This is a genomic window from Variovorax paradoxus, from assembly GCF_024734665.1.
In the GTDB taxonomy this organism is placed as follows: domain Bacteria; phylum Pseudomonadota; class Gammaproteobacteria; order Burkholderiales; family Burkholderiaceae_C; genus Variovorax.
The window spans coordinates 5,187,295-5,208,837 of sequence record NZ_CP102931.1 but is presented as its reverse complement, the minus strand read 5'-3'; the positions used below and the strand labels follow the sequence as shown (position 1 = coordinate 5,208,837).

Sequence of the window (21,543 nt, the reverse complement as noted above, 5' to 3'; positions counted from 1 at the left end):
ACGAAGCCTAAAATTATGGCACAGTGGCTGCCATGAATTATCCGACGATCGAAGACGCCATTGGCAAGACCCCCCTGGTCGCACTGCAACGCATCAACGCCGCAGAAAACGCCAAGCGCGGCAACGTGATTCTCGGCAAGCTCGAGGGCAACAATCCCGCCGGTTCGGTCAAAGACCGGCCGGCCCTCTCGATGATCCGGCGCGCCGAAGAGCGCGGCGAGATCAAGCCCGGCGACACCCTCATCGAAGCCACTTCCGGCAACACCGGCATCGCCCTGGCCATGGCCGCGGCCATCAAGGGCTATCGCATGGTGCTCATCATGCCGGAGGACCTCTCCGTGGAGCGCGCCCAGACCATGAAGGCCTTCGGCGCCGAGCTTGTGCTCACGCCCAAGAGCGGCGGCATGGAATACGCGCGCGACCTCGCCGAGCAGATGGTCGCGCAGGGCAAGGGCCGCGTGCTCGACCAGTTCGCCAACCCCGACAACCCGCGCATCCACTACGAGACCACCGGCCCCGAGATCTGGGCCGACACCAAGGGCAAGGTCACGCACTTCGTGAGCGCCATGGGCACCACCGGCACCATCACCGGCGTCTCGCGCTTCCTGAAAGAGAAGAACCCGGCAGTGCGCATCATCGGCGCGCAGCCGGCCGAAGGCTCGCGCATTCCGGGTATCCGCAAATGGCCTGCCGAATACATGCCGAAGATCTTCGACCCGAGCCGGGTCGACGAAGAAATCAGCGTGAGCCAGGACGACGCGGAAGAAATGTGCCGGCGTCTCGCGCGCGAAGAGGGCATCTTTGGCGGCATCTCGGCCGCAGGTGCGTTGTGGGCCGCGCTCGAAGTGGCGAAGACGGTCGAGAACGCCACCATCGTGTTCGTGGTCTGCGACCGGGGCGACCGCTACTTGTCGACCGGCGTTTTCCCCGCATAAGCAACGACCGGCAGCAGCGCCCGCTCAAGGCGCTCAGGCAGCCACAAAAAAGAAAAGAGACCCCATGCCCCATCCCAAGTTCTGCCAGGTCTGCGCCACGCCGCTCGAGTGGATCGCGTTGATGGAAGACGGCGGCCCCAAGGAGCGCCTGCGCTGCCCCAACTGCGGCCATACACACTGGAACAACCCGACCCCCGTGCTTGCGGCCATCGTCGAGTACCGCGGCCAGGTGCTGCTGGCGCGCAATGCGGCATGGCCGGGCAAGATGTTTGCGCTGATCACCGGGTTCATGGAAGCCGGCGAGACGCCCGAGGAAGGCATTGCGCGTGAGGTGAAAGAAGAAACCAACCTCGACGTCAGCGCCACCAAGCTCGTCGGCGCGTACGACTTCCAGCGCATGAACCAGATCATCATCGCGTACCACGTGGTGGCCGATGGCGACGTGAAGCTCTCGCCCGAACTGGTCGACTACCGCCTCTATGACCTGCCCGATCTCAGGTGCTGGCCCGCCGGCACCGGCTATGCGCTGGCCGACTGGCTGCGCACGCGCGGGCACGAGCCCGTGTTCTTCACCGCCGCCGAAAACGAAGAGCGCCGCCGTGGCCTGAACCTGCCGCCGGAGCCGGGCAATGCAAGTTGACCGTGAGCTCGACACGCGCGGGCTGAACTGCCCGTTGCCCATTCTCAAGGCGAAGAAATCGCTCAACGAGATGCTGAGCGGGCAATTGCTGAAGGTGGTGTCGACCGACCCGGGATCGATCCGCGACTTTCAGGCCTTCGCGCGCCAGACGGGCAACGAGTTGATGGAGCAGGAAACCGTCGGCAGCGACTTCATCCACGTGCTCAAGCGTCGCTGACAAAGCAAAAGAAACAAAACAAAAGGGCCGCAGCAGCGGCCCTTTGTTCGTGATGGCACCTCGAAGCAGAGGCGAGGCGATTACAGCTTCAGGCTCTTGAGGTATTCGCGGAACTCCGCACCCACCTCGGGGTGCGCCAGCGCCAGTTCCACCGACGCCTGCAGAAAGCCTTCCTTGCTGCCGCAGTCGTAGCGGATGCCCTTGTACGAATACGCGTAGACCGATTCCTTCTTCATCAGCGCCGCGATGCCGTCGGTCAGCTGGATCTCGCCGCCTGCGCCCTTGGGCTGGTTGCGAATCTCATCGAACACGCCCGGCGTGAGGATGTAGCGGCCCGCCACGCCCAGGCGCGAGGGTGCGTCTTCGGGCTTCGGCTTCTCGACCATGCGGTTGACCTTTATCAGGCCTTCTTCGACCGCGTCGCCGGCCACGATGCCGTAGCGCTTGACGTGTGCCAGCGGCACTTCCTGCACCGCCAGCAGCGAGCCGCCGAGGCGGGCGAAGGCCGAGGTCATCTGTGCCAGCACGGGCTCGCCGCCATCGGGGCCGACCATCAGGTCGTCCGCGAGCAGCACGGCAAAGGGTTCGTTGCCCACCAGGTGTTCGGCGCACAGCACCGCATGGCCCAGGCCCAGCATGCGCGGCTGGCGCACGTAGGAGCAGGTCATGTCGTCGGGCATGACCGAGCGCGCGATGTTGAGCAGGGCGGTCTTGCCGCTGGCCTCGAGCTGGCTTTCTAGCTCGTAGGCGGTGTCGTAGTGGTCCTCGATGGCGCGCTTGTTGCGGCCGGTCACGAAGATCATGTCGCGGATGCCCGCGGCGTAAGCCTCTTCGACGGCGTACTGAATCAGCGGCTTGTCGACCACCGGCAGCATTTCCTTGGGCTGAGCCTTGGTGGCTGGCAAGAAGCGAGTACCAAAGCCTGCAACGGGGAATACGGCCTTGCGGATGCGGGTCGAAGGAGTGGACATGGGCAGCTCAGCGTCTTTCTTGAAGAGGGGAGTTAGGAGGCGCAGCGGCGCGCAGCCGCTCTTGGAATCCTAAACGCCTTCAAAGCCCTGCGTCTGTCAGCCGAGGCGCACAAGCTGGTCGCGCAAACGCTCCAGCATGGCCGTGAAGTCAGTCAGACGTCTACGTTCTTGCTCGATAACGGCCGGCGGAGCCTTTGCGACGAAGGCTTCGTTGCTGAGCTTGCCGTGCACCTTGGCGATCTCGCCTTCGATGCGCGCGATTTCCTTGCCGATGCGAACTTTCTCTGCAGCCTTGTCGATCTCCATGTGCAGGCACAGGCGCGCAGCGCCCACCACCGCCACCGGCGCCGCTTCGGCAGCGGCCGACCACGAGGCCTCGTCGTCGAAGACCTTCACTTCCTTCAGCTTGGCGAGTGCCTGCAGTACCGGCGCCGATTCGCGCAGGAAGGCCGCGCCCTCGGCATCGTCGGCCACTGCGTACAGCGGCAGGCGCGTTGCGGGCGAGACATTCATCTCGCCGCGCAGCGTGCGGCATGCATCGACCAGCGCCTTCAGCCGCGCCACATGCGCCTCGGCCGCTTCATCGATCTTCTCCGGCTGGCTCTTCGGATAGGCCGCGATCATGATCGACTCGCCCTCACGTCCTGCAACCTTCGACACCTTCTGCCACAGCTCTTCCGTGATGAACGGAATCACCGGGTGCGCCAGGCGCAGCAGCGTTTCGAGCGTGCGGATCAGCGTACGGCGCGTGGCGCGTTTCTGTGAATCGTCGCCGGTCTGGATCTGCACCTTGGCAATTTCCAGGTACCAGTCGCAGAACTCGTCCCAGGCGAACTGGTAGATCGCATTGGCCACGTTGTCGAGGCGGTATTCCTCGAAGCCCTTGGCCACCTCGGCCTCCACGCGTTGCAACTGCGACACGATCCAGTAGTCGGCGCGGCTGAACTTCAGGTAGCCATGCGCCGGTCCGCCAACCTTGCACTCTTCCTTCGTGTGCTCCAGCAGGCCGCAGTCCTGGCCTTCGCAGTTCATCAGCACGAAGCGCGTGGCGTTCCACAGCTTGTTGCAGAAGTTGCGATATCCCTCGCAGCGCTTCGAATCGAAGTTGATGCTGCGGCCCAGCGAAGCCAGCGAGGCGAAGGTAAAGCGCAGCGCATCGGCGCCAAAGGCCGGAATGCCGTCCGGAAACTCCTTCTGCGTGTTCTTGCGCACTGCAGGCGCCGTCTCGGGCTTGCGCAGGCCCTGCGTGCGCTTGTCCAGCAGCTGGGGCAGCTCGATGCCGTCGATCAAATCGACCGGGTCGAGCACGTTGCCTTCGGACTTGCTCATCTTCTTGCCCTGCGCGTCGCGCACCAGGCCGTGGATGTACACGTGCTTGAACGGCACCTTGCCGATGAAGTGCTTGGTCATCATGATCATCCGGGCGACCCAGAAGAAGATGATGTCGTAGCCCGTTACCAGCACGGTCGAGGGCAGGTACAGGTCGAGGTCCTGCGTCTTTTCAGGCCAGCCCAGTGAAGAGAAGGGCACCAGCGCCGACGAGTACCAGGTGTCGAGCACGTCCTCGTCGCGCACGAGCTTCTTGCCCGGCGCCTTGGCTTGCGCGTCGGCCTCGTTCTCGGCCACGTACACATTTCCTTCCTCGTCGTACCAGGCCGGAATCTGGTGGCCCCACCACAGCTGGCGCGAAATGGTCCAGTCCTGGATGTTCTCCATCCAGTGGTTGTAGGTGTTGACCCAGTTCTCGGGCACGAAGCGCACCTCGCCCGACTTCACCACGTCGATGGCCTTCTGCGCGATCGACTGGCCGTCGGCGCCGGGGCGCGTCATGGCCACGTACCACTGGTCGGTGAGCATCGGCTCGACGATGGCGCCCGAGCGCGCGCAGCGCGGCACCATCAGCTTGTGCTTCTTCACCTCGACCAGCAGGCCCAGCGCGTCGAGGTCGGCCACGATGGCCTTGCGCGCCACGAAGCGGTCCAGGCCGCGGTACTTCTCGGGTGCGTTGTCGTTGATGGTCGCGTCCAGCGTCAGCACGCCGATCATCTCGAGCTTGTGGCGCTGGCCGACTGCGTAGTCGTTGTAGTCGTGGGCGGGCGTGACCTTCACCACGCCGGTGCCGAATTCCTTGTCGACGTAGTCGTCGGCAATGATCGGAATCAGCCGGTCCACCAGCGGCAGCTTCACGCGCTGGCCGATCAGGTGCTTGTAGCGCTCGTCTTCCGGGTGAACCATCACGGCCGTGTCGCCCAGCATGGTTTCGGGCCGGGTGGTGGCCACGGTCAGCGTGCCGCTGCCGTCTTCCAGCGGGTAGGCAATGTGCCAGAGCGAGCCGTCTTCTTCTTCGCTCTCGACTTCGAGATCGCTCACAGAGGTCTTGAGCACCGGGTCCCAGTTGCCCAGGCGCTTGCCGCGGTAGATCAGGCCTTCTTCGTACAGCTTCACGAAGGTCTGCGTCACGACTGCCGAAAGGTCGTCGTCCATCGTGAAGTATTCGCGGCTCCAGTCCACCGTGTCGCCCATGCGGCGCATCTGCTCGGTGATGGTGTTGCCCGACTTCTCTTTCCACTCCCACACGCGCGCCACGAAGTTCTTGCGGCCCAGGTCGTGGCGGCTGACCTTCTGCTCCTGCAGCTGGCGCTCCACCACGATCTGCGTTGCGATGCCGGCGTGGTCGGTGCCCGGCACCCACAGCGTGTTGTCGCCCTTCATGCGGTGATACCGCGTGAGGCTGTCCATGATCGTCTGGTTGAACGCGTGACCCATGTGCAGCGTGCCCGTCACGTTGGGCGGCGGCAGCTGGATCGCGAACGACTCGGCGCCTTCCTTGGGCTGCTGCGTGCCGCGGAAGCCGGCCTTGGCGTAGCCGCGCTTTTCCCATTCCGGGCCCCAGTGCGCCTCGATGGCGGCGGGTTCGAACGATTTCGACAGGCTGTCGAGGCCGGGCTGGGCGGAAGGGGTGATGGGTTCGCTCATGGGAAATGCAGAACGGCCCTTCAGGGAGCCGTTGGGGGGACAGGGTGGGATAGCCCGCGATTTTACCGGGGCGGCCTGGCGTCACGGCAGCCACTGATAATTCCGGCATGCTCTTCCTGCTTTCCCCTGCAAAGTCGCTCGATTACGACACCCCGCTCCCCTCCGAACTCCCCTCCACCCAACCCCATTTCGAGTCTCCGCGCGGCCCTTCTGTCGAACTGATCAAGCTGCTGCGCGAGAAGTCGCCCCAGCAGATTTCTGAGCTCATGCACCTGTCGGACAAGCTCTCGGCCCTGAACGTGGCCCGCTACGAGGCCTGGTCCAGCAAGAGCAGCGCGAAGAATGCCCGCCAGGCTGCCTTTGCCTTCGACGGTGACGTCTACGGCGGCCTCGACGCTCGCACGCTCACGAGGGCGCAGCTCGACTGGGCGCAAGACCACGTCTGCATCCTCAGCGGCCTCTACGGCCTGCTGCGCCCGCTCGACCTGCTGCAGCCCTACCGCCTCGAAATGGGCACGTCGCTCGCCAACCGCCACGGCAAGGACCTCTACGCCTTTTGGGGCTCGCGCATCGCCGAGCACCTGAACGAGCGCCTCGCGGCCGACCGCACCCCGGTGGTCGTCAACGTCGCCTCGCAGGAGTACTTCAAGTCGGTCGACAAAAAGGTGCTCAAGGCCCGTGTGGTCGAATGCGTGTTCGAGGAGTGGAAGGGCGACAAGTACAAGATCGTGAGCTTCTTCGCCAAGCGAGCCCGCGGGCTGCTGGCGCGCTGGGCCGTGCAGCACAAGGCGGCCACGCCCAAGGCACTGGAAAAGTTCGACCTCGAGGGTTATGGTTTCGACGCCGATGTGTCCACAGCCGAAAGGCTGGTGTTCAGGAGAAAAGTCTGATGTCCCAACCAATCAGTCCGGAACTGCGCGAGTGGCTGGTGGCCCAGCTCGCGGCCGGGCACTCGGTGCCGGCGCTGCGTGCGTCCATGCGCGCGGCCGGCTGGCACGATGCTGCCGCAGACACGGCGCTGGCCCAGCTCGAAGCCGGCTTCCCCAATGTGGAAGTGGCCCTGCCGCCCGTGCACACAGAAATGCCCGGCCCCGACCTCGATGGCGCGCCGCTGCACCTCGACGCGGGCGACCGCCGCGTGCAGGTGCTGCAGACCATGCGGCATCCGCGTGTCATCGTCTTCGGCAACCTGCTGTCTGCCGAAGAGTGCGAAGGCCTGATCGCGGCTGCGCGCGTGCGACTCGCCCGTTCGCTCACCGTTGAGACGCGCACCGGCGGCGAGGTGCTGAACGTCGACCGCACCAGCGACGGCATGTTCTTCGAGCGCGGCGAGAACGAGATCGTCGCGCGGCTGGAGCAGCGCATCGCGATGTTGCTGCGCTGGCCGCTCGAATTCGGCGAAGGCCTGCAGATCCTGCGCTATGCCCCCGGCGCTCAGTACCGCCCGCACTACGACTACTTCGACCCGAACGAGCCGGGCACGCCCACCATCCTCAAGCGTGGCGGCCAGCGCGTTGCCACGCTCGTGATGTACCTGCAGGAGCCCGAAGGCGGCGGCGCCACCACCTTCCCCGACGTGGGCCTCGAAGTGGCGCCCGTGCGCGGCTGCGGCGTGTTCTTCAGCTACGACCGGCCCGACCCCGTCACTCGTACCCTGCACGGCGGCGCGCCGGTGCTGGCGGGCGAGAAGTGGGTCGCCACCAAGTGGCTGCGCGAGCGCGAGTTCAAGTAGAAGACCAAGGAAAGAAGACCAGGGAACCAATGAAAGTCACCGCCAACGGGCTGCAGATCGAAGTCGACGACACCGGAGGCGAAGGGCGCCCAGTCATCCTGCTCATCATGGGCCTGGGCATGCAGCTGGTGGCCTGGCCCACCGGCTTCGTGCAGCAACTGGTGGAGGCGGGTTTTCGCGTGGTGCGCCACGACAACCGCGACATCGGCCTGAGCCAGGGCTTCGACCACGCAGGCGTCGGCAACCTGGTGTGGGAAACCATTCGCCACCGCCTCGGCCTGAAGGTGCGCTCGGCCTACACCCTGCAGGACATGACTCTCGACTCGCTCGGCGTGCTCGACGCGCTGGGCATAGCCAAGGCCCACATCGTCGGCGCGTCCATGGGCGGCATGATTGCCCAGCGCCTGGCCGCCACCGCGCCGCAGCGCGCGACCAGCCTCGTGAGCATCATGAGTTCGAGCGGTGCGCGCGGCCTGCCTGGCCCGCGCCGCGAAGTCACCTCCATGCTCATGCGCCGTCCGTCGGGCAACAGCGAGCCCGAACTGGTCGCGCACAGCATCAGGCTGCTGCGGCTCATCCAGAGCCCCGCCTACCCGCAGACCGACGAAGAACTGGCCGAGCGCCTTACCTTCGGCATGCGGCGCTCGTACCACCCGGCCGGCCTGATGCGGCAGATGCTGGCCATCGGCGCCGATGCCGACCGCCCCCAGGTGCTGCCGCGCATCCAGTCGCCCACGCTGGTGCTGCACGGCGACGCCGATGCGCTCGTGCCCATCGCCTGCGGCGAGGACACTGCCAAACGCATTCCGGGCTCGAAATTCGTCCCCGTTCCCGGCATGGGCCATGACCTGCCGCCCGAGGTGTGCACCATCCTCGCCAACCACATCGCTCCGTTCGCGCATGCGGCCGAAGCCAAGGAATCCAGAGAAGCCAAGCCATGAGCCACGACCCGACGAACCCCAACACGCCCGAGCAATCGCAGCTCGGCCGCGCCTCGGCCTATGCCGACCACTACGACCCTACGCTGCTGTTCCCCATCGCGCGCGCCACGCAGCGCGAGGCCATGGGCATCAAGACCGGCGCCTTGCCGTTCTTCGGCGCCGACCTGTGGAGCGCCTTCGAAGTGAGCTGGCTCAACCTGCGCGGCAAGCCGCAGCTGGCCATCGCGCACTTCACCATTCCGTGCGAGACGCCCAACATCATCGAGAGCAAGAGCTTCAAGCTCTATCTCAACAGCTTCAACAACAGCCAGTTCGCGAGCGTCGACGCGGTGCGTGAGCGCCTGCGCGCCGACCTGTCCGAAGCCGCATGGCGCGGCAGCGACCAGTCGGCCGGCATCGGCGTGAAGCTGCTGGCGCCCGACATGTTCGACCGCGAGCCGGTGCACGAACTCGACGGCCTCGACCTCGACCGCCTCGACATCGAGTGCACCCACTACCAGCCCGCGCCCGAACTGCTGAGCAGCGACGTTACGCAGGTGCACGTGAACGAAACCCTCACCAGCCGCCTGCTCAAGAGCAACTGCCTCGTCACCGGCCAGCCCGACTGGGGCAGCGTGCAGATCCGCTACAGCGGCCCGCCCATCGACCAGGCCGGGCTGCTCGCGTACATCGTGAGCTTTCGCAACCACAACGAATTCCACGAGCCCTGCGCCGAGCGCATGTTCACGGACATCTGGAACCGCTGCAAGCCGACCAAGCTCATGGTGTATGCGCGCTATACGCGGCGCGGCGGGCTGGACATCAATCCGTTCCGCACGAGTTCGCCGCAGGCGCTGCCGTTGAATATCCGTACGGCGCGGCAATAGGCCGAAGCTTCCCTTAAGCCCCTCTTCGGAAACCCGAAACCCGCTCCTGTCCCGCCTGTGGCATTCTGAAATTCGCCCGCGAACCTGCGGGCGGAACATCCGGAGCAGAGACAAACATGGTTGAAGGAAAAGTGGTCGTTGTCACGGGCGCGGGCGGCGGCATTGGGCGCGACATTGCGCTGGCCATGGCGGCCCATGGCGCGAAGGTGGTGGTCAACGACATCGGCGCCGCGCTCGACGGCGCTGGCGGAAGCGCCGGCCCCGCGCAGCAGGTGGTCGACGAGATTCGCGCGGCCGGCGGGCAGGCCGTGCCCAACACCGACAACGTGGCCGACGCCGCCAGCGTGGCGCGCATCGTGCAGTGCGCGGTCGACAGCTTCGGGCGCATCGATGTGGTGGTCAACAACGCAGGCATCCTGCGCGACCGCTTCTTTCACAAGATGTCGGCCGATGAGTGGGACTCGGTGCTCAAGGTGCACCTGTACGGCTCCTACTACGTGAGCCGCGCGGCAGCCACGCACTTCAAGGAGCAGAACTCGGGCGCGCTGGTGCACATGACATCGACCTCGGGCCTCATCGGCAACTTCGGCCAGGCCAACTACTCGGCCGCCAAGCTCGGCATCGTGGCGCTGTCGAAGTCGATTGCACTCGACATGCAGAAATTCAACGTGCGCTCCAACTGCATCGCACCTTTTGCCTGGAGCCGCATGATCGGCGCCATTCCCACCGACACCGACGAGCAGCGCGCCCGCGTCGACAAGATCAAGCAGATGACGCCAGCCAAGGTCGCGCCGCTTGCGGTGTACCTCGCGAGCGATGCGGCCGGCGCGGTCAACGGCCAGATCTTTTCGGTGCGCAACAACGAAATTTCGCTCATCAGCCAGCCGCGCCCGGTGCGCTCCATCCACCGCTCCGAGGGCTGGACGCCGCAGAGCATTGCCGAGCACGCCATGCCCGCGATGCGCGCCAGCTTCTTCCCGCTGGACCGCTCGGCCGACGTGTTCAGCTGGGACCCGGTCTGAGGACAAACCCGCAAGAGGGCGTACGCGGCACCATTCGCCGGACAATGCGCGTTCCCTTCCTCTTTGATGCCCGCGCCCGGTGAACCTGCACTTCGACCTGTTCGACCTGAAACTGTTCGTCTACGTGGCGGACGCGCGCAGCCTCACGCGCGGCGCCGAGAAGGCCTGCATCTCGCTGGCCGCCGCCTCCACCCGCATCAAGCAGATGGAAGAGGCCGTGGGCGGCAAGCTGCTGCACCGTAGCGCGCAGGGCGTGAGCCTCACGGCTGCGGGGCAGGCGGTGCTGTACCACGCCAAGCGCGTGATGCAGCAGATGGAGCACCTGCGCTGCGACATGCAGGACTTCGGCAAGGGCATCAAGGGCCATGTGCGCGTGTTCGCCAACACCACCTCGATCACCGAATACCTGCCGCAGAAGCTGGCCGGCTTCCTCACGCAGCATCCCGCCGTGCAGGTCGACCTGCGCGAATACCTGAGCGAAGAGATCGTGCGCGCGGTGGCCGACGGCGAGGCCGACATCGGCATCCTTGCTGGCGACGTGCACACGGGCGATTTCGATGCGCGCCCGTTTGGCAGCAACCAGCTCGTGCTGGTCGTGCCCACCACGCACCACCTTGCGGGCGCATCTTCGGTGGCCTTTGCCGACACGCTCGACGAGCAGCACGTGGGCCTGCACCACGGCAGCGCCATCCACCGCTTCCTGCAGCGGCGCGCCGAACTCGCTGGGCGGGGATTCAACCCGCGCATCCAGGTCAGCAGCTTCGAGGCCATCTGCCTGATGATCGAAGCGGGCGTGGGGGTCGGCGTGCTGCCGGCGTCTTCCGCGCAAAGGCTGTCGATGGCGATGCGCATCTCGACCGTGGCGCTCAGCGATGCCTGGGCCGAGCGCGAGCTGAAGCTGATCGCGCGTAACCGCGAGCAGTTGCCGGCCTCCGCGCGCGAGCTGTTCGACCACCTCGTCGCGCCGTAGCGGGACTCAGGGCAGCCAGCGGCCCACTTTGTCGGCGCTCGCCAGTTGCCAGATGCGCTGGCACAGCGCCTTCGCCTCGTCGGCCGTCACGCCCTCGCCGTAGTGCGCCAGGCGCTGCATCTTGTCTTCGATCTCCGCGCGATCCAGGCTGTTGCCGGGGTCGCCTTTGGGTTCGTCCACACGGCCTTGCAGCATGCGGCCGTCGGTGGTCTGCACGCTGACCTTGCCGATCCAGCGTGCGGGGTAGGCGGTGTCGACTTCTTCGTCGAGCTGCATCGTCACCTTGTCGCGGAAGGCAGATACCTCGGGCGCTAGAAAGTCGCGGTCGAACTCGCCGAGACCCGCGCGGCCGTGCACGGCGATGAGGCCCAACACTGTGCCCATCGAGAACTTGCCCTGGTGCACGGTGGCCGGCACGGTCACGCGGCCGAGCACGTCGATGGCGCCCTGGTGCACGTGCGTGGTCACGTGCGACACGTCGGTGGGCTTCAGCTTGTTCTGCGTCATCACCTGCAACAGCGCGTCGGCGGCGGGGTGGGTGTGGCGGCAGGAGGCGTGATATTTGAAGGAAGTTTCGGCCAGCGTCCAGCGCGTGCCGAGGCCGTCGGTGAGCTTTGCCGGGTCTGCATCGCTCGACATACCGACGCCCAGGCCCTGCGCACCTTCGAGGATCTTCGCCGCGCCGGTGAAACCGTCCTGCGCCAGGTAAGCCGACATCAGTCCGCTCGCTGCCGCATGCGCGCAGTGCAGTTGCTTGGAATCGGCCGCGTCGCGCAGAAACTCCCACACACCGGCCGATTGGGTGCCGGCCGAGCCGAAGGCATGCAGCATCTGCTGCGGCGTGAGGTTCAGCAAACTGCCCACCGCAGCGGCTGCCGCGAGCGTGCCTGCCGTCGCGGTCGTGTGGAAGGTCTTGTAGTGCGAGCGGCCGAGGAATTCGCCGACACGGATGCCAACCTCGTAGCCCGCGACAACAGCGGTCAGCAGTTGCGCACCGCTCGCTCCGATGCTCTGCGCAACGGCGAGTGCTGGGGCAATGACGACTGCCGCCGGGTGGAACACCGAGCCGTTGTGCACATCGTCCTGCTCCACGAAATGCGAGGCCGCCGCATTGACCAGCGCAGCGAACACCGGCGAGCTGGTGCGGCGCGAAGTCAGTATTTCGCTGGGCCCGTCGGCGGGGCCCATCATCTGCGCGAAGCGTTCGATGCTGCGCACCGGCCGTGCCGTGCGGGCAGCGAGCACCGAGCCCAGCCAGTCGAGCATCAGGTCTTCCGTGCGACGCAGCACGGGGGCAGGGATGTCTGCGAACTGCAGTTCAGCGGCGAAGGTCGCGAGCACCTTGCTCGGATGGTCGACGGGGTTCATGGCAATGAGCTCCTTCAGAACGAACGGGGCAGGCCGAGCATGTGCTCAGCCACGTAGCTCAGGATCAGGTTGGTCGATATCGGCGCCACCTGGTACAGCCGCGTCTCGCGGAATTTGCGCTCGATGTCGTATTCGCACGCAAAGCCGAAGCCGCCATGGAACTGCAGGCAGGCATTGGCCGCCTCCCAGCTCGCCTTGGCCGCAAGGTACTTCGCCATGTTGGCCTGCGCGCCGCAGGGCTGGTGCGCATCGAACAGGCGACAGGCCTCATAGCGCATCAGGTTCGCCGCTTCCACTTCGATGAACGCCTCGGCAATCGGAAACTGCACGCCCTGGTTCTGACCGATGGGCCGACCGAACACCACGCGCTCCTTGGTGTAGGCCGTTACCCGGTCGATGAACCAGTAGCCGTCGCCTATGCATTCGGCCGCGATCAGCGTGCGCTCGGCGTTGAGTCCGTCGAGGATGTACTTGAAGCCCTGGCCTTCCTCGCCGATCAGGTTCTCGGCTGGAATCTCGAGGTTCTCGAAGAACAGCTCGTTGGTTTCGTGGTTCACCATGTTCAGGATGGGCTGCACCGTGAGCCCCTTGCCGATGGCCTCGCGCAGGTCGACGATGAAGATCGACATGCCTTCGGACTTCTTCTTCACGTCCGCCAGCGGCGTGGTGCGCGCCAGCAAAATCATCAGGTCCGAATGCTGGATGCGCGAGATCCACACCTTCTGGCCGTTGATGACGTAGCGGTCACCCTTCTTCACCGCCGTGGTCTTGATCTTGGTGGTGTCGGTGCCGGTGGTGGGCTCGGTCACGCCCATCGACTGCAGGCGTAGCTCGCCGTTGGCGATCTTCGGCAGGTAGTTGCGCTTCTGCGCCTCGCTGCCGTGTCGCAGCAGCGTGCCCATGTTGTACATCTGGCCGTGGCAGGCGCCGGAGTTGCCGCCGCAGCGGTTGATTTCTTCCATGATCACCGAGGCCTCGGTCAGCCCCAGGCCCGAGCCGCCGTACTCCTGCGGGATCAGCGCGGCCATCCAGCCGGCCTTGGTGAGCGCGTCGACGAATTCGGCGGGGTAGCCGCGCGCCTCGTCGATCTTGCGGAAGTAGGCATCGGGAAACTGCGCGCAAAGGTCGCGCACGGCGTCGCGGATGTCGGGAAAGCTCTTGTCGTTGGCGTTGTTCATTGGTCGTTACTGCTCAGTCCTGGCGGGGGCCACCGGCTTCTTTTTCCACGCGTTGCCAGATCTCGATGGCCATCGGGTCGTCGATCTCTTCCAGGATGTGGCCCACGAGGCCGATGGCGCGCGCCATCACGCCGAAGCCGCGAATGATCTTCCACGGAAAGCCGAACTCGGCCGCAATCGCGCCAATGGCTCCGGTCGCGTTGATCGGCAGCGACTTGCCCGACACGTGCTCGGCTTCTTCCTGCACCGCCTGCATCAGCGCGACGTAGTGCGTGGAGAGCCCGTTCTCCGCCGCGATCTGAAAGAGGCGCGGCGTGCGTGGGTCGATGGGCTTGTGCAGCGGATGACCGAGGCCCGGCACGATCTGCTTGCGCGCGCGGTGGTCGGCCACGATGTCTTTTGCCATGTCGGCGAGCGGGCGCGTGGGCTTCTCGCCGAAGGGAATCGCTTCGTAGAGCATCTTGGCGGCGCCCTCGGTGCTGCCGACGAACACCGTGCCCAGGCCGCAAAGACCGGCAGCCACGGCGGCTTGCAGCGCTTCGGGTGCGCCAGCGTAGGTGAGGCGCGCGGCCAGCGCGCTGGGCGTGATGCCGTGCTCCACCAGCGTGACGACGATGGCGTTGAACGTGACGGATTCCTGCGGCGTCGGGATGCGCCCTGTCAGCTCCAGGAAGGCCATGTCGCCGAGATTCAGGTGGCCGAGGATTTCCGAAGGCAGGTCGCGCCCGCGCACGGTGATCTTGTCGGGCGTGCTGTGGCCCAGTTCGGTGTGCAGGGATTTCTTGATCTTGGTCATGGCAGCGAATCTAGCCCGCCCTCGCGCGGGGTGGTTCTCTGATTGCGAAACCCTCCCTTCGGCAAATGCAAATGCTCGTTGGCGGGGTCTTCAGGCACGCTGCGGCGATGGATCTTGAATCACTTTCGGCAGTGCGCGAATCGGCGCTCGACTACTTCGTTCGCAGCCGCGCCATCCAGCGGCGGCGCGCGCGCATGGAACAACCTGATGCCGACGAGGCCGAAGGCTGGGGCGACATCGTCGCGCTGGGCTGGCCCGGCATGCTGGCGCCCGAATCGGCTGGCGGGCTCGCGTTGGGGCTCGACGGCGCCGCGGAAATCCTGCGGGCCGCGGGTGAGCATGTCGCGCCCGAGTCGCTGCTGGCCGTGGCTGGCCTCAGCGCGCTGTTGTTGGCGCGGCTCGGCACGCCGGGCGCGGATGCCCTGCTCGCTGAATTGGTCGCGGGCCGCAGCCTGCCTGCGCTGGCGTGGCAGGAAAGCGCGGGCGACCTGAGTGCGGTGCCGCTGGCCTGCGGCTGCGAAGTACGGCCCGGGCACACAGGCGGCGTGCTGCTGCAAGGCGAAAAACTCATGGTGCTGCCCGGCGCGGCTGCCAGCGGCTGGCTGGTGTCGGCGCGCGGTGAAGACGACGCGGTGCTGCTGTGGGTGCCGCGCGGCACCGAAGGCGTGACGGAGGTGCTGGTGCCGCTGGTCGATGGCAGCAAGGCATCGAACCTGCGCTTCGAACAGGTCGCGCTGCCGGGTAGCGCAGTGCTGGCCGAAGGCCCGGCTGCGCAAGACGCCCTGCGCCATGCCCTCGCGGCCGGCCAGATCCTGCAATCGGCCGAGCTGCTGGGTGCGGGGCAGGCCATGCTGGCGCAGACGCTGGCCTACCTGCGCACCCGCTCGCAGTTCGGCAAGCCCATCGGCAGCTTCCAGGCGCTGCAGCACCGCTGCGTCGACATGTTCATCCACCTCGAAGTGGCGCAGGCCACGTTGAACGAGGTGCTGGCTCTGGCGGCACAGGGTTTGCCGGCGGAGCGGATGGAAGCCGAGGCGAGCCGCGTCAACGCGCGCTGTACAGCTGCCGCACTACAGGCCTCCCGTGCGTCCGTGCAGTTGCATGGTGCCATCGGCTACACGCAGGAGTGCGACCTGAGCCTGTTCTACAAGCGCGTGCTGTGCCTGTCGGCCTGGCTGGGCAACGTCAGCGCGCACCAGCGCCGGCATGCGTCGCTGTCGGGTGATGCGGAAGCCACAGTGAGTGCTGCCGAGTGGCAAGGCGAGTTCCCGCGCACCTCGGATTGGTCTGCGATGCCCGAGGCCGACTTCCGCCACATGGTGCGCGCCTTCCTGCAGCAGCGCTATCCGCCGCAACTGCGCTACCTCTCGCATCGCGCGCGCTGGAGCGAGATGCGCGAGTGGTATCTCACGCTGTCGGCGCAAGGCTGGATCGCGCCCGCGTGGCCGCAGGCGCATGGCGGCATGGGCCTGCCGGCGGACAAGCTCATCGCGTGGATCGAGGAGCTGGAGCAGCACGGCGTGGCGCGCGCGCCCGACCAGGGCATCGTGATGATCGGCCCGTTGCTCATCCAGCACGGCACGCCCGAGCAGCAGCAGCGCTTTCTGCCGCGCATTTTGAGCGGCGAGCATGTCTGGTGCCAGGGCTATTCGGAGCCCAATGCCGGTTCCGATCTGGCGGGCCTGCGCACCGAAGCCTTGCCTGCGCGCGATGCGCAAGGCGATCATTTCGTCGTCAACGGCCAGAAGATCTGGACCACGCTCGCGCAGGACGCCAATCACATCTTCATGCTCGTACGCACCGACAAAGACGCGCGCAAGCAGGAGGGCATCAGCTTCCTGCTGTGCGACCTGCGCACGCAGGGCATCACCATCCGGCCGATTCACACACTGGCCGGCGAACCCGAGTTCTGCGAAGTGTTCTTCGACAACGTGCGCGTGCCGGCAGAGAACCTCGTGGGCAAGCTGCATGGCGGCTGGACCATCGCGAAGGCACTGCTGGGCTTCGAGCGCATCTTCCTGGGCAGCCCCAAGCAGTCGCAGTACGCGTTGGGCCAGTTGGCGCGGCTGGCGCAGGCGCGGCGCCTGTTTGCCGACCCGGTGTTCGCGCAGCGCTTCGCGGCGCTGCGGCTCGACGTGCTCGACCTGTCGGCCGCCTACACGGGCTTCGCGAACATCGTGCGCGCCGGCAAGCCGCTGCCGGCTTCGGTGTCGCTGCTGAAGATCTGGGCGAGCGAGACCTATCACCGCATCGGTGCGTTGCTGGTCGAGGCGGGCGAAGAGCAGGGCGCCGTGGCCGGCGACCAGTTGCTCGACGGGCAGAGCTTCAACGTGCTCTCTTCGCTCATCGGCTCCACCGCCGCAATGATCTACGGCGGCACCAACGAGATACAGCGCAACATCCTCGCGCGGCAGGTGCTCGACCTGCCGGCCTGAGCGATGCAGCCGACGAAGAAATACACAACAGGAGACAACGCTCATGACATCGACTCACTTCTCGCGCCGCCAGCTGATGGCCGCGATGGCAGGCAGCGCGGCGCTGGCCGCATTGCCGCACCGTGCTTTCGCGCAGCAGCCCCTGCCGCCGCTCATCAAGCTGGTGGTCGGCTATTCCGCCGGCGGCCCGGTCGACGGCGCCGCGCGCCTGCTCGCGCCCGCGCTGAGCCAGGAGCTGGGCACGCAGGTCATCGTCGATAACCGCCCCGGCGCCAGCGGCTCGCTGGGCGGCGACGCGGTGGCCAAGGCCGCGCCCGACGGCACGATGCTGTTCTTCGGCGCGAGCCCGACCATCACCATCAACCCGAACGTGCAGCGCAAGATGGCCTTCGATCCGATGAAGGACCTGACGCCCATCGCACCGCTGGTGGACTACACCAACGTGCTCGTCATCAACAACGAAGTGCCGGTGCGCAACCTCGCCGAGCTGCTGGCCTACGCGAAGGCGCGGCCCGGCAAGGTGTTCTACGGCTCGGCGGGCGTGGGCGCGTCCAACCACCTGAGCGGCGCGCTGCTGGAGAAGATGACCGGCGTGCAGCTCACGCACGTGCCCTACAAGGGCAGCGCGCCGGCGCTCGCCGATGTGATGGGCGGCACCGTGACCATGATGTTCGACATCATCGCCACCTCGAAGCCCTTCATCCAGACGGGCAAGGTGCGCGCGCTGGCCGTTACCTCGCGCCAGCGCAACCGCATGCTGCCGGATGTGCCGACCATGATCGAGTCGGGTGTGCCCGGCTACGACGTGGGCGGCTGGTTCGGCCTCTACGGCCCGGCGCGCATGGACCCGGCGCTGGTCGCGCGCATGAACGCCGCCGCGCAGAAGATGCTGGCGCGCGAGGACATCGCGCACCGGCTGCGCGAGCAGGGCTACGACGTGTGGTCGGGAGCGGCTGATCTGCTGGCGACAAAGGGCAAGTCAGACCGCCAGCTCTGGGCGACGGCGTCCAAGGGCATCGAGGCGGAATAGACGATGCAGAAAATTCATCAGTTGTTGGAGGCACGCGCGGCTCGCACGCCGGAGGCTGTCTTTCTTTTCGAACCCGGTGCAACGACGACGTATGCGGCGCTGCAATCGATGGTCGATGCCGCCACAAACGACCTGCTGGTCGCCGGCGTGCGGCCGACCGATCGCGTGGTGCTGGTGGCCGAGAACTGTGCCGCGCACATCGCGTTGCTCATGGCCTGCAGCGGCGTCGGGGCGTGGTCGTGCGGCGTGAATGCGCGCATGTCGCCGGGTGAGGTCGCGGCCATTGCCGAGCGTGCGGATGCTCGGCTTTGCTACTTCACGACCGGGGCGTCCGAAGCTGCTGAAAAGCATGCGCGGAGGGCCGGTGCAGAGTCTTCCGCGCTCGAAGGCGTGATGCGCTCGACGGTGCGCGACGAAGCGCGTACCGAGCCCGATCCGGCATTGGCCGACACGGCCGCCATCATCTTCACTTCCGGTACCTCGGGCACGCCCAAGGGCGTGATGGTGTCGCACCGCGGCCTGCTGCATTTCGGCCGCGTCTCGGCCCAGGTGCGAGCCCTGAGCGAGCATGACCGCGCCTATGCCTTCCTGCCGATGACGCACATCTTCGGCATCGGCACGGTGCTGATGGCCGCGCTCACGGGCGGTGCCGCGCTGGTGCTGCGCGGCAGCTTCTCGCCGGCCGATATGCTGCAGGCGCTGGCGCACGAGCAGGTGTCGAACCTGCTCGGGCCGCCGACGATGTATGCGCGCCTGCTGGCTCACATCGAGGCGGAGCGCGTGGAGCCGCGCTTTCCGCAGCTGCGCTACGTGTACACCGGTTCCGCGCCGCTCGACCCCGCGCTCAAGCAGCGCGTGGAGCAGCTGTTCGGCCAGCCGCTGCACTATGGCTACGGGCTGTCCGAGTACGCGGGCTCGGTGTTTCTCACGCGCACCGAATCACCGCGCGCGGACACCTCGGCGGGCTACGCGGTGGAGGGCGGCGAAGCCCGCATCGTGACCCTCGACGGCAACGACGCCGCACCCGGCGACACCGGCGAGATCTGGCTGCGCGGACCCGGCCTCATGCTCGGCTACTTCCGCGATGCCGCTGCCACGGCGCAGGTGATGCGCCCCGGCGGCTGGTACGCCACCGGCGATCTCGGGCGCTTCGGCAGCGACGGTGCGCTGTTCGTGGTCGGCAGGCTGAAGGAAATGATCATCCGCTCGGGCTTCAACGTGTACCCGGCGGAGATCGAGGCGGTGATCGGCCGTTTCGACGGCGTGCACCTGTGCGCGGTGGTCGGCGTGCCCGAGGCCGATGGCAACGAGCAGGTCGTCGCCTTCGTCGAGCTGAAGCCCGGCGCCGCGCTCGACGAAGCGGCTCTGCGCGCGCACCTTGTCGAGCACCTGTCGCCTTACAAACGCCCGGCCCGCATCGAGGTGATCGATGCGATGCCCACCACGGCCAACGGGAAGCTGCTCAAGCGCGAATTGCAGGCGCGTTGCGCGCCGTTTTCGGACATTCCCAACCGGTGAGCGGGGCCATCGTAGGCACGCTCCTACACCCGCACCCGGGGGCGGGCACGATACTTGTTAACTCCCCCGTTTCAGGAAGTACCTCGTGACCGTGCCGATGAACCCGACGCCCGTGGCTGCTGCGCAATGAAGGCCTCGCCCAGCGCGCGCAGCTGGATCGCCGCCGGCGTGCGCCACGAACTGCTCACACGCGCGTTGCCCGCCTTGCGGCACGACATGGCGGCACCCGTCTCGGTGATCCGCATGGCGCTGCTGATGCTCAAGCGGCAGGTTGGCGCCGCCACCATCGACGCCGCGGCCTGCGAGGAGCGGGTGGCGCTGATCGACAACCAGGTGTCGGAGCTGATCGAAGCCATCCGCTCGCTGCGCGACTGGGAACTGGCCACCACCGACGACGGCATTACCCGCAGCGCGCTGGTGGCGCAATGCGTGGCGCTGATGCGCTCGGCCTTCGATCTGCACGGCGTGTCGCTCGACGCCGATGCCTCGCTCGATCCGCAGGAAGACGAGCACCGCTGGCCTGCCGCGGCCGCGCTGCGCTACCTGTTCCTCGGGGCGCTGGGCTACCTGCACGACGGCGCGGCCGAGGCAGGGGCGATCCGTGTCGAGGCGGATGGCGCGAATGCACTGCGCCTCACGGCCCTGCCGCGCGAACCCGGCGGCACGCCCGCCGTGCTCGACGCGCACCGCGCACCGCGCGCCCTGGCCATCGATGCCGTCGCGCTGCAGAACCTGGCCGAAGACCTTGGCTACGCCGTGGCGCTGGATGGCGACAGCGTGCGCCTCGTGCTCGCGACTGGCAACTGAGCCTTCTTTCTCCCACATCGGCGGACAATCCCGGGCTGCGGGCCGGGCGCGCTTGTTGCTCCTGCCTGGCCGTGTTTTCCTTTTGATCGGGTTCCAGAATGACTTTCTTCAAGTCCTCACTTTTCGCTGCCCGCTGGCTGGTTGTGCCCGCCGCGGCGCTGCTGTTCACGGCCTGTGCTTCCACTTCCTCCACCCCCACCGCTTCGACCGCGCCGGTGAAGGTCAAGGTTTTCGTCGCAGCCATGTTCGAGATCGGCCAGAACACCGGCGACCGTGCCGGCGAGTTCCAGCACTGGTACGAGCGCTACTGGAAGGGCGCCAAGCCCATTGCGGTGCCCGGTGCGCTGCAGCCCGTGTACTGCAACACCGACGGCGTGTGCGGCGCGGTGCTCGGCATGGGCAAGGTCAACTCGTCGTCGTCGATGCAGGCGATCTTGCTGAACCCGCAGTTCGACTTCTCGCAGAGCTACTACGTGATTTCGGGCGTGGCCGGCACGCCGCCCTCGCGCGGAACCATCGGCGAAGTGAGCTGGGCCACCTGGCTGGTCGACTACGACCTGGGCCACCGCTGGGCCCCCGAAGAGAACAAGCCCGGCGAGCCGACCTTCATGCCGCGCAAGGGCTACGAGGAATACCGCCGCTTCAAGCTCAACCCCGACCTCGTGGGCTGGGCCATGAAGCTTTCGGCCGACACGCCGCTGAAAGATGCCGACTCGGCCCGCAAGTACCGCCTGCGCTACCCCGACGCTGCGGCCCGCCGCGCGCCCTTCGTGGGCACCGGCACGCACATGACCGGCGACACCTTCTTCCACGGCCCCGGCATGTCGAAGCAGGCGCAGTACATCGCCAAGCTCTACGGTGCCGACGACTACGTCATCACCGAAATGGAAGCGGCCGCCATCACCCTCGTGATCAAGCGTACCCACGGCACCGACCGCGTGATGAGCCTGCGCGGCGCCGTCAACTTCGACCAGGGCAGCCCGAAGGAAACCACGCTGCAGCACCTGGACCCTGCACCGGGCGAAACGGCCGGCGGCTTTGCCGAGACGGTGGAAAACATCGAGCTGGTGGGCAGCCGCGTGGTCGATCACATCGTTGCGAACTGGCCGCAGTGGTCGGCCGGCGTGCCCAAGCCTTGAGC

The 21,543-nt window shown here is 66.6% G+C and carries 19 protein-coding genes; 14 read left to right on the top strand and 5 right to left on the bottom strand.

The genetic code is table 11. The annotated features are described in order from the left end of the window. The first annotated feature begins 32 nt into the window (after positions 1–32). From cysM to NWF24_RS24615, 3 genes are all read left to right on the top strand, one after another. Positions 33–935, top strand: a complete 903-nt coding sequence (cysM, locus tag NWF24_RS24625) for a cysteine synthase CysM (protein WP_093049007.1) — start codon at positions 33–35, stop codon at positions 933–935. A 64-nt stretch (positions 936–999) separates the two neighbouring features. Next, positions 1,000–1,575, top strand: a complete 576-nt coding sequence (locus tag NWF24_RS24620; RefSeq protein ID WP_258350835.1) for an NUDIX domain-containing protein — start codon at positions 1,000–1,002, stop codon at positions 1,573–1,575. Further along, on the top strand, positions 1,565–1,792 hold the full coding sequence (locus NWF24_RS24615) for a sulfurtransferase TusA family protein (protein WP_093049013.1): 228 nt from the start codon (positions 1,565–1,567) through the stop codon (positions 1,790–1,792). Before NWF24_RS24620 ends, NWF24_RS24615 begins: the two co-directional genes overlap by 11 nt. An 80-nt stretch (positions 1,793–1,872) precedes the next feature. On the opposite strand, the gene galU is transcribed toward NWF24_RS24615, so the two are convergent. Both galU and NWF24_RS24605 read right to left on the bottom strand, forming a co-directional pair. After that, on the bottom strand, positions 1,873–2,763 hold the full coding sequence (gene galU, locus NWF24_RS24610; RefSeq protein WP_258350834.1) for a UTP--glucose-1-phosphate uridylyltransferase GalU: 891 nt from the start codon (positions 2,761–2,763) through the stop codon (positions 1,873–1,875). Between the two features lie 96 nt (positions 2,764–2,859). Further along, entirely contained in the window at positions 2,860–5,739 is a 2,880-nt protein-coding gene (locus tag NWF24_RS24605) for a valine--tRNA ligase (protein WP_258350832.1), read from the bottom strand. A 107-nt stretch (positions 5,740–5,846) separates the two neighbouring features. Here NWF24_RS24605 and yaaA point away from each other — a divergent pair, with 107 nt between their 5' ends. The 6 genes from yaaA (at position 5,847) to NWF24_RS24575 (ending at position 11,270) form a co-directional block, all read left to right on the top strand. Beyond that, positions 5,847–6,629: a peroxide stress protein YaaA gene (gene yaaA, locus NWF24_RS24600; protein ID WP_258350831.1), complete on the top strand. Its 783-nt coding sequence runs from the start codon at positions 5,847–5,849 to the stop codon at positions 6,627–6,629. Continuing rightward, complete coding sequence (locus tag NWF24_RS24595; RefSeq protein WP_258350830.1) at positions 6,629–7,471, top strand: 2OG-Fe(II) oxygenase; 843 nt, start codon at positions 6,629–6,631, stop codon at positions 7,469–7,471. The genes yaaA and NWF24_RS24595 overlap by 1 nt, the downstream gene beginning before the upstream one ends. Before the next feature lie 29 nt (positions 7,472–7,500). Further along, complete coding sequence (locus NWF24_RS24590; RefSeq protein WP_258350829.1) at positions 7,501–8,412, top strand: alpha/beta fold hydrolase; 912 nt, start codon at positions 7,501–7,503, stop codon at positions 8,410–8,412. Continuing rightward, complete coding sequence (gene queF / locus NWF24_RS24585) at positions 8,409–9,278, top strand: NADPH-dependent 7-cyano-7-deazaguanine reductase QueF (protein ID WP_258350828.1); 870 nt, start codon at positions 8,409–8,411, stop codon at positions 9,276–9,278. Before NWF24_RS24590 ends, queF begins: the two co-directional genes overlap by 4 nt. Before the next feature lie 116 nt (positions 9,279–9,394). After that, positions 9,395–10,300: an SDR family NAD(P)-dependent oxidoreductase gene (locus tag NWF24_RS24580; RefSeq protein WP_258350827.1), complete on the top strand. Its 906-nt coding sequence runs from the start codon at positions 9,395–9,397 to the stop codon at positions 10,298–10,300. A 79-nt stretch (positions 10,301–10,379) separates the two neighbouring features. Then, the gene (locus NWF24_RS24575) at positions 10,380–11,270 is read left to right on the top strand and encodes a LysR family transcriptional regulator (RefSeq protein WP_258350826.1); all 891 of its coding nucleotides are present in this window, start codon (positions 10,380–10,382) and stop codon (positions 11,268–11,270) included. 6 nt (positions 11,271–11,276) lie between these two features. On the opposite strand, the gene NWF24_RS24570 is transcribed toward NWF24_RS24575, so the two are convergent. Genes NWF24_RS24570 through NWF24_RS24560 form a run of 3 tightly spaced genes read right to left on the bottom strand, consistent with a single transcriptional unit; the run spans position 11,277 to position 14,612 of the window. Beyond that, entirely contained in the window at positions 11,277–12,638 is a 1,362-nt protein-coding gene (locus NWF24_RS24570) for an MmgE/PrpD family protein (RefSeq protein ID WP_258350825.1), read from the bottom strand. A 14-nt stretch (positions 12,639–12,652) separates the two neighbouring features. Continuing rightward, positions 12,653–13,816: an acyl-CoA dehydrogenase family protein gene (locus NWF24_RS24565; protein ID WP_093049052.1), complete on the bottom strand. Its 1,164-nt coding sequence runs from the start codon at positions 13,814–13,816 to the stop codon at positions 12,653–12,655. 13 nt (positions 13,817–13,829) lie between these two features. After that, a complete protein-coding gene (locus NWF24_RS24560; protein ID WP_258350824.1) occupies positions 13,830–14,612 on the bottom strand; it encodes a citryl-CoA lyase in 783 nt (260 codons plus the stop codon). Positions 14,613–14,719: 107 nt separating this feature from the next. On the opposite strand from NWF24_RS24560, the gene NWF24_RS24555 reads away from it, so the two are divergent. The 5 genes from NWF24_RS24555 to NWF24_RS24535 all read left to right on the top strand — a co-directional run bounded on the left by NWF24_RS24555 (position 14,720) and on the right by NWF24_RS24535 (position 21,541). Then, positions 14,720–17,047, top strand: coding sequence for an acyl-CoA dehydrogenase (locus NWF24_RS24555; RefSeq protein WP_258350823.1), 2,328 nt, complete (start codon positions 14,720–14,722; stop codon positions 17,045–17,047). Between the two features lie 43 nt (positions 17,048–17,090). Further along, on the top strand, positions 17,091–18,077 hold the full coding sequence (locus tag NWF24_RS24550; protein WP_258350822.1) for a Bug family tripartite tricarboxylate transporter substrate binding protein: 987 nt from the start codon (positions 17,091–17,093) through the stop codon (positions 18,075–18,077). Between the two features lie 3 nt (positions 18,078–18,080). Further along, positions 18,081–19,595, top strand: a complete 1,515-nt coding sequence (locus NWF24_RS24545; RefSeq protein WP_258350821.1) for a class I adenylate-forming enzyme family protein — start codon at positions 18,081–18,083, stop codon at positions 19,593–19,595. Between the two features lie 126 nt (positions 19,596–19,721). Then, on the top strand, positions 19,722–20,402 hold the full coding sequence (locus tag NWF24_RS24540; protein WP_258350819.1) for a hypothetical protein: 681 nt from the start codon (positions 19,722–19,724) through the stop codon (positions 20,400–20,402). Between the two features lie 98 nt (positions 20,403–20,500). After that, positions 20,501–21,541 (top strand): purine-nucleoside phosphorylase, encoded by a 1,041-nt coding sequence (locus tag NWF24_RS24535; RefSeq protein ID WP_258350818.1) that lies wholly within the window; start codon positions 20,501–20,503, stop codon positions 21,539–21,541. Positions 21,542–21,543 lie beyond the last annotated feature (2 nt).

What these genes read in the sequence shown, in the direction of transcription:
- NWF24_RS24535 (WP_258350818.1), top strand. Translation starts at nt 20,501, where the DNA reads ATGACTTTCTTCAAGTCCTCACTTTTCGCTGCCCGCTGGCTGGTTGTG.
- NWF24_RS24570 (WP_258350825.1), bottom strand. Translation starts at nt 12,638, where the DNA reads ATGAACCCCGTCGACCATCCGAGCAAGGTGCTCGCGACCTTCGCCGCT.
- NWF24_RS24595 (WP_258350830.1), top strand. Translation starts at nt 6,629, where the DNA reads ATGTCCCAACCAATCAGTCCGGAACTGCGCGAGTGGCTGGTGGCCCAG.
- NWF24_RS24580 (WP_258350827.1), top strand. Translation starts at nt 9,395, where the DNA reads ATGGTTGAAGGAAAAGTGGTCGTTGTCACGGGCGCGGGCGGCGGCATT.
- NWF24_RS24615 (WP_093049013.1), top strand. Translation starts at nt 1,565, where the DNA reads ATGCAAGTTGACCGTGAGCTCGACACGCGCGGGCTGAACTGCCCGTTG.
- NWF24_RS24605 (WP_258350832.1), bottom strand. Translation starts at nt 5,739, where the DNA reads ATGAGCGAACCCATCACCCCTTCCGCCCAGCCCGGCCTCGACAGCCTG.
- NWF24_RS24540 (WP_258350819.1), top strand. Translation starts at nt 19,722, where the DNA reads ATGAAGGCCTCGCCCAGCGCGCGCAGCTGGATCGCCGCCGGCGTGCGC.
- NWF24_RS24560 (WP_258350824.1), bottom strand. Translation starts at nt 14,612, where the DNA reads ATGACCAAGATCAAGAAATCCCTGCACACCGAACTGGGCCACAGCACG.
- NWF24_RS24545 (WP_258350821.1), top strand. Translation starts at nt 18,081, where the DNA reads ATGCAGAAAATTCATCAGTTGTTGGAGGCACGCGCGGCTCGCACGCCG.
- NWF24_RS24620 (WP_258350835.1), top strand. Translation starts at nt 1,000, where the DNA reads ATGCCCCATCCCAAGTTCTGCCAGGTCTGCGCCACGCCGCTCGAGTGG.
- NWF24_RS24565 (WP_093049052.1), bottom strand. Translation starts at nt 13,816, where the DNA reads ATGAACAACGCCAACGACAAGAGCTTTCCCGACATCCGCGACGCCGTG.
- galU (WP_258350834.1), bottom strand. Translation starts at nt 2,763, where the DNA reads ATGTCCACTCCTTCGACCCGCATCCGCAAGGCCGTATTCCCCGTTGCA.
- NWF24_RS24550 (WP_258350822.1), top strand. Translation starts at nt 17,091, where the DNA reads ATGACATCGACTCACTTCTCGCGCCGCCAGCTGATGGCCGCGATGGCA.
- NWF24_RS24555 (WP_258350823.1), top strand. Translation starts at nt 14,720, where the DNA reads ATGGATCTTGAATCACTTTCGGCAGTGCGCGAATCGGCGCTCGACTAC.
- queF (WP_258350828.1), top strand. Translation starts at nt 8,409, where the DNA reads ATGAGCCACGACCCGACGAACCCCAACACGCCCGAGCAATCGCAGCTC.
- cysM (WP_093049007.1), top strand. Translation starts at nt 33, where the DNA reads ATGAATTATCCGACGATCGAAGACGCCATTGGCAAGACCCCCCTGGTC.
- NWF24_RS24590 (WP_258350829.1), top strand. Translation starts at nt 7,501, where the DNA reads ATGAAAGTCACCGCCAACGGGCTGCAGATCGAAGTCGACGACACCGGA.
- yaaA (WP_258350831.1), top strand. Translation starts at nt 5,847, where the DNA reads ATGCTCTTCCTGCTTTCCCCTGCAAAGTCGCTCGATTACGACACCCCG.